Raw genomic sequence first — 6,216 nt, forward strand, 5'->3', positions numbered from 1 at the left:
CTGAACGCAGGCGCTTCCGGCGGTCCCGGATCGGCGGCCCGTTGGGCCTTGTCCGGGATGACAACGGTAGGGTGATCGGGGCGAAACCCTCGTCCTTCGACAAGCTCGGGATGAGGGTTTTCCAGCGCCGCGCCTCACAGATGGTCCTCATCCTGAGCCTGTCGAAGGACGAGGACCACGCACCGAGCTGGGATCAGCCCTCGTCATCCTGGTCGTCAGACCCGAAATCCAGCACCGCCAGGGCCAGCGCCTTGTTCACTTCGCGCCCCTGCTCGATGGACGCCTCGTCCAGGGCCGCCACCGCGGCCAGGGCCGCCGGCGCCGACCGAGGCAGCCGCGCCATCAGATAGGGATAGAGGTCGACCGCCGGGCGGATGCCCGCGGCCTCGAAGCCGCGCCGCAGCACCGCCTGCAGCACCACGTCGTCGGGCTCGTCGATGCGGGCCACGGTCAGGGCGTTGAGCCGCGAGCGCAGGTCGGGCACCGCCGCCTCCCAGGCCACGGGGGCCAGGCGGCCGGTCAGCAGCAGGCTGCCGCCGTCGACCCCGGCCATGTTGATCAGGTGGAACAGGGTCTCGTCGTCGACCAGGTCGCCTTCAGCGCGGCGGTCGGCGTCCTCGACCAGCAGCGGCCGGCCGCGCAGCGAGGCAAGGTCCAGGGATGCATTACCTTTGGAAGCCGCCTCGATCGTCACGGCTCCAGTTCGCGCGGCCCAATCACGCACCAAGTGCGTCTTGCCCGTGCCCGCCGGCCCGACCAGGGCCAGCCGGCCGTCGGGCCAGGCCGGCCAGGCGTCCAGACTCTCCAGCGCCTCGAGATTGGTCGGCGACGACGCGAACGACTCCCGGTCCCAGCAGGGCGGAGCGGTCAGCGGCAGTCGGAACTGACGGGGCAAGGCGGCGTCCGGACGTGGTTACTCGGTATCCGGAGATATAGGGCGCGTCGCGGGGGAGGGCGAGGTGGCAGGGCGGTTTGGCTGGGGATGAGGGGCGGGGAGGTGTGGATTGGCTAGAACGCGAAACCCGACATGCCGACGAAATATTGAAGGTTATGTCCTTGATCTTGAATATTTTCTCCAGCAGGTCCAGCCTTGTTAGACTTTATGTGGGGGACATTCTTCTTTGGGTTGTAGAACGATATCCCTTTAGATAAAAGGACAGAAAAGTGTTGGTGATCATTAACATAATTTGGGTCAACCGCTTGAAGCCAACCTTTTAGTTTTGCTTCGTAAGCCAAAAGCCACATCGACGAATTCAATCCTTCAGTCGTTAGTGAAGCTTCCCAGGTCGATGTGTCAATCTGACCTCCTATTAGGCCTCTAGATTTAATGTCAAGAGTCAGAAGTGCGCACGCTGAGCTTTCCATTTTAACTATATAGTCAAAACAATTGTGATTAAGTTCGATCCTAAGAGCTTTAGCCAGGAATAATGCCCACGCGACCTCGGCGTGCCTGCCTGTAGGTCCGCACTGATCAATCAAATCCTTTGATAATTTTCCAACGCGATCTTTATCTATATCCGCACCGGAAGCATTGTAGTTTGTGAGTATTTGTACGATTGTAGGAATCGTGGTGTGGTTGGCGCGAGCAATTCTAAGTAAATATGTTTCGTATTCTCGCCAATTGGCAGAATTTATCAATGATGAGCTTGTTACCTTGACGGCATAATTCAGGACATTGTCGTCTGGATACTGTTTTGCAAAATCAAATGCCAGCGTAAAGAAATGCTGAATGTCTTTAAGTTGCTTCTTTTGGAATGCGGAGAATCTAATTTGATTTAACGCTGTTGGCCAAGGCAATTCATTGAACCATGGCATTTCGCGAGCCGTAGTCTTGTCTGGATGCGCCTCAAGTTGATACTCTCGACAACAATTTGCTACAACTGCGATCGCATCCTCTGCCTTTCCCAGCGTATCAAAGCCGACGAACCAGTCATCAACATTTCGAAGCGCCCTTATCGGAGAGACGCCAAGGCGATCAGAAAGTGTTCTATCTATGCAAACCGCAACTATTTCCGAAACGATTCGAGACGTGTCAGGGCCAACAGGGATCCCCAAGGTCTGATTGTCGTTCCCTTTTCGGACCGCAGTGTCCAATCGAGCACCTAAAGATGCGTGATAGGGCGCTGTATTTAGGTTTGCTTTGCACCAAGGCTTCGTTTCGAGAGCCCACGCGACGGCATGCGTATATAGCGTGCTATAGAAACGCGATATATCCGCCGCCAACGCATAATTATAGCACGCTGAAATCTCCGACTTCCGCCTTGCCACAAGGGCGAAATCGGGTGATGGAACAGCCCTAGAGCCGTCGGCATCTATAATAATCTTATCAACACTCAAGCTGCCACCTTGAATGTGGTCACGTATTCTGACCCATTCGTCGGAAATTATCTTTGAAAGATAATACTGCGCGACGGGATTGACTATTGACAGATCGCGGCGGCGCGCACGAGTGCGAGGAACATTATAAATTTCTGGAGATGATTTTGGGTAGTTTTGGAGTTGCGCCCAGGCATCGCCAATTGACGCACGAAACTTAGCAAAATCCTTCGTCGTAAACGGAGGGGGTAATTCTTCCGGAAAATAGCCGTTATCGAGTAGCGCCTTGAGTCGGTCGGATTTATTCATTAATTGCCGCTCCGGTCGTATCTTAGAGCTACACAATGTAGAGCTTTGGCTCAAGCTCGCTTGTTCTGCGGAGGTTGACTGCATGGTGGATAGCGAAACGCCTTGAGCTACCCTTTGGTCATGGCCACCCAGACACTCACCCAAGACCTCGCCGCCTGGCGCGCCCGCATCACCAAGCCCGCCGGGGCGCTGGGCAAGGCCTCGCGCGCCGTCCAGCGGAAGATCAACACGATCATTCCCGAGAAGGTCCACGCCGCGATCACCGCCGCCATGGAGGGCATGACCCGGGCGATCCTGACCGGGGCGGACTTCGCCACGGCCTCGCCGCTCCAGAACGCCAGCCTGGAGCAGCGCGAGGCCAAGGTCGCCACCGCCATCCAGGGCTGGAAGACCGCCGCCGGGGCTGAGGGCGGGGTGGCCGGGGCGGGCGGGTTCCTGCTGGCGGCGGCCGACTTCCCGCTGCTGATGAGCTTCAAGCTGAAGCTGCTGTTCGAGATCGCCGCCCTCTACGGCCATGACGGGAGCGTGCTGAGCGAGCGGCTCTACATCCTGCACATCTTCGAGCTGGCCTTCTCGGACGTCGAGCACCGCATCAAGGTGCTGGAGGCCATGGACGACTGGGATGCGCGGCCGCATCCCGCCGACCTGAAGGCCTTCGACTGGCGCTCGTTCCAGCAGCAGTATCGCGACCACATCGACCTGGCCAAGCTGGCCCAGCTGCTGCCCGTGGTCGGCGCGCCGGTCGGGGCCGTGGTCAACTGGCGGCTGACGGCCCACCTGGGGAAGACGGCGATGATGGCGTACCGGATGCGGTGGGTGGCGGCGCAGGAGCAGGGCGCGCTCTCGCCCATAACCCCCTAACACCGTCATCCCGGGCCTTGTGCCCGGGACCCCTCTATCCGCCGCAAGGGCGAAGGTGTGGCGCGCCAGCGTGCCAAGGCATCTCACCGTCAGCTGAACCAGGGGGCCCGGGCACAAGGTCCGGGATGACGGTGCTTGTGTTGGGCGTGTAGGTTACGCCCCATGCCCGCACCGACCACCCAAGCCAGCCGCCTGATCCCCGCCGCCCCCGACGCCGTCTGGGACGCCCTGATGGACCCCAAGATCCTGGTCCAATGGCTGCCGCCCGGCGACATGACGGGCGAGATGCACGCCTTCGACGGCCGGGTGGGCGGCGGGTTCGAGATGTCGCTCTACTATCCGGAGGGCGAGACCGAAGCCGTCGGCAAGACCGCCGAGCGCGAGGACCGCACCCGCGTGCGCTTCGCGGCCATCAAGCCGGGCCGCCAGGTGGTCTGGGCGGTGCTGTTCGACACCGACGATCCGGCCCTGAAGGGCGAGATGACCATCACCGTGTCGCTGGAGCCCGCGCCGGGCGGCACGCGGGTGACCTTCCTGTCGGAGAACCTGCCGCCCGGATTGAAGCCGGCCGACAACGCGGAAGGCTCGAAGGAAAGCCTGAAGAAGCTGGCGGCGTGGCTGGGGGAATAGGCGACGCTTTCGGGCGATGTCCCCAACAGCGTTATCGCTGATAACGTCGGGAACCTTATCGATCCAGCTCAGCTTTGTTGTGGCGTCCGAGAGCCTCATGCCCGAGATGTGTCGCCACGCAGGGGCAATGGGCGGTCTGAAAGGTGAGTTTTTGAAGCAGAGCGACACCATGGCGACCGCCAACCCGGCCGGCGCGGGCGAGGAAGTCATGCGCGCGCCGTGGCTGGATGCGCCGAGCGACGCCGAGGCTCTGAGCCAGAGCAGGGCCCAACTGCAGGTGCTCACCGACGCCATGCCGCAGATGGTGTGGTCGACGCGGGCCGACGGTTTCCACGACTATTACAACGCCCGTTGGTACGAGTTCACCGGCGTTCCCGACGGCTCGACCGACGGCGAAGGCTGGAACGGCATGTTCCACCCGGACGACCAGGATCGCGCCTGGGCGCGGTGGCGCCGCAGCCTGGAGACCGGCGAGCCCTACGAGATCGAGTATCGGCTGCGCCATCGGTCGGGCGAATACCGCTGGACGCTGGGCCGCGCCCTGCCGGTCTACGACGACAACGGCGCCATTTCGCGCTGGATCGGCACCTGCACCGACATCCACGACGCCAAGCAGGCCGCCGAACAGAACGAGCTGCTCAGCCGCGAACTCAGCCACCGGATCAAGAACATCTTCGCGGTCGTTTCCGGTCTGATCGGCCTGTCGAGCCGCCAGGATCCCTCGGTGCGGACCTTCGCCAAGGGCCTTCAGGAGCGGATCGCCGCCCTGGGTCGCGCCCACGAATTCGCTCGACCCCATAGCGAAGAGTCCCGGCCCGCCTTGGGCGGGTCGACGCTGAAGGGCCTGCTGCGCGAGATCTGCAGTCCCTATCCCGCCTTCACCGAGGGTCGCATCGCGATCAGCGGCGACGATGTCGATGTCGACGACCGGGGCGCGACCCCGATCGCCCTGGTATTCCACGAACTGGCGACCAACGCGGCCAAGTACGGCGCCTTGTTGACGGCCGACGGGCGGATCGAGATCGAGATCACGCGTCAGGACCCCGAAATCCGCATCGCCTGGCGCGAGAGCGGCGGGCCCGCCATCGACGGTCCGCCGGGCCGGATCGGCTTCGGCACGCGACTGGCCGAGATGAGCGTGGAGCAGCAGTTGGGCGGGGTGATCCAACGCGACTGGAGCCGCGACGGGCTGCGCCTGGAGATCAAGGTGCTGATAAAGCGCCTCAGCCGCGACCTGGAGCATTTCCCGACCTGATTGCATCAGGTCGAGGCTCGAGCCGGTGTCCGCTTCGCCTGAAAAGGCTCTAGAGCGGGGTGGCGCCCTCGAGAAGGGTCAGGCCGACGGGAGGCGAGGGCAGGGGCGCGCCCTTGACGGCGCCCAGGGCATAGGCCGCTGCGGCCGCGACGACCTCTTCGTGGCAGGGCTTGTTCAACACGCCGATGAGGCCAGGCGCCGTGGCCGCCAGCGCCATGCGCGGATTGGCCGTCACGAACAGCACCGCGATGCCGTAATCGCGCGCCAGGCGCTCGGCGATCAGCGGGCCGGTCTGACCGTCGCGCAGGTGGATGTCGACCAGGGCCAAGTCAGGCTTCTCCGCAGCCAGACGCAGCGCCGCATCCAGGTCCGGCGCGATGCCCACCGATGTATAGCCACGCTCTTCCAGCGCCGCCTCGAGATCAGCGGCGACCAAGTATTCGTCTTCGACGATAAGGATTCTTGCCCGCGACATGGGGGGATGTACGGGCGACGCCGCAAACCGTTCCCGTCCTGCGGCGCTTTCCGGCGCTTTTGTCGGGTATGCGACGCAAAGAGCACAGGTGAGCGGGGGCCCCGCCTGCGTATACGCTCGGCGCTCAGCGATCAGAGTTCAGCAATTTCAACGCCCTGAACTTTCTCGACCCGAGTTTATCCTCATCCTCCAAACCGCCCGTATCCTGATCCCACCTCGTTGCATGGAAAGGGCGCATGGCCAGCGACCGATGCGGCGGCGGGGGGCGATCGAGCGGGACTGGGCTGGAGGGGGTTACTTCAGCGTGTCCGGGGAGCCTGGCGTTGCAGGCCCCGCCCGCCGTCGGCGTCGAACGGGGACAAAGCGCGTG

General features: G+C 62.6%; 6 protein-coding genes and 1 pseudogene. 3 read left to right on the plus strand and 4 right to left on the minus strand.

All coding sequences use genetic code 11. The features are described from left to right. Nucleotides 1-193 precede the first annotated feature (193 nt). Complete coding sequence (gene hdaA, locus AC1DYP_RS15150) at nt 194-895, minus strand: DnaA regulatory inactivator HdaA (RefSeq protein ID WP_477047017.1); 702 nt, start codon at nt 893-895, stop codon at nt 194-196. Between the two features lie 113 nt (nt 896-1,008). After that, nucleotides 1,009-2,625, minus strand: a complete 1,617-nt coding sequence (locus AC1DYP_RS15155) for an RNA-directed DNA polymerase (protein WP_477047018.1) — start codon at nt 2,623-2,625, stop codon at nt 1,009-1,011. A 120-nt stretch (nt 2,626-2,745) separates the two neighbouring features. Between AC1DYP_RS15155 and AC1DYP_RS15160 the strand changes: the two genes are divergently transcribed. The 3 genes from AC1DYP_RS15160 (at nt 2,746) to AC1DYP_RS15170 (ending at nt 5,371) form a co-directional block, all read left to right on the plus strand. Beyond that, nucleotides 2,746-3,486 (plus strand): EcsC family protein, encoded by a 741-nt coding sequence (locus AC1DYP_RS15160; protein WP_477047023.1) that lies wholly within the window; start codon nt 2,746-2,748, stop codon nt 3,484-3,486. A gap of 162 nt (nt 3,487-3,648) precedes the next feature. Next, complete coding sequence (locus AC1DYP_RS15165; protein WP_477047019.1) at nt 3,649-4,116, plus strand: SRPBCC domain-containing protein; 468 nt, start codon at nt 3,649-3,651, stop codon at nt 4,114-4,116. A 169-nt stretch (nt 4,117-4,285) separates the two neighbouring features. Continuing rightward, on the plus strand, nt 4,286-5,371 hold the full coding sequence (locus AC1DYP_RS15170; protein ID WP_477047020.1) for a PAS domain-containing protein: 1,086 nt from the start codon (nt 4,286-4,288) through the stop codon (nt 5,369-5,371). Nucleotides 5,372-5,420: 49 nt separating this feature from the next. On the opposite strand, the gene AC1DYP_RS15175 is transcribed toward AC1DYP_RS15170, so the two are convergent. Both AC1DYP_RS15175 and AC1DYP_RS15180 read right to left on the minus strand, forming a co-directional pair. Further along, nucleotides 5,421-5,846 carry a response regulator gene (locus tag AC1DYP_RS15175; protein ID WP_477032911.1) on the minus strand — a complete coding sequence of 142 codons (426 nt, stop codon included), beginning with the start codon at nt 5,844-5,846 and terminating at the stop codon, nt 5,421-5,423. 210 nt (nt 5,847-6,056) lie between these two features. Then, nucleotides 6,057-6,145, minus strand: a pseudogene (locus tag AC1DYP_RS15180) (hypothetical protein); the annotation flags it as partial. Nucleotides 6,146-6,216: the final 71 nt, after the last annotated feature.

This window comes from Caulobacter sp. P1_D6 (genome assembly GCF_056406095.1).

Excerpts from the sequence above, each read along its gene's own strand:
- AC1DYP_RS15170 (WP_477047020.1), top strand. The coding sequence starts at position 4,286 with ATGGCGACCGCCAACCCGGCCGGCGCGGGCGAGGAAGTCATGCGCGCG.
- AC1DYP_RS15155 (WP_477047018.1), bottom strand. The coding sequence starts at position 2,625 with ATGAATAAATCCGACCGACTCAAGGCGCTACTCGATAACGGCTATTTT.
- AC1DYP_RS15175 (WP_477032911.1), bottom strand. The coding sequence starts at position 5,846 with ATGTCGCGGGCAAGAATCCTTATCGTCGAAGACGAATACTTGGTCGCC.
- AC1DYP_RS15160 (WP_477047023.1), top strand. The coding sequence starts at position 2,746 with ATGGCCACCCAGACACTCACCCAAGACCTCGCCGCCTGGCGCGCCCGC.
- AC1DYP_RS15165 (WP_477047019.1), top strand. The coding sequence starts at position 3,649 with ATGCCCGCACCGACCACCCAAGCCAGCCGCCTGATCCCCGCCGCCCCC.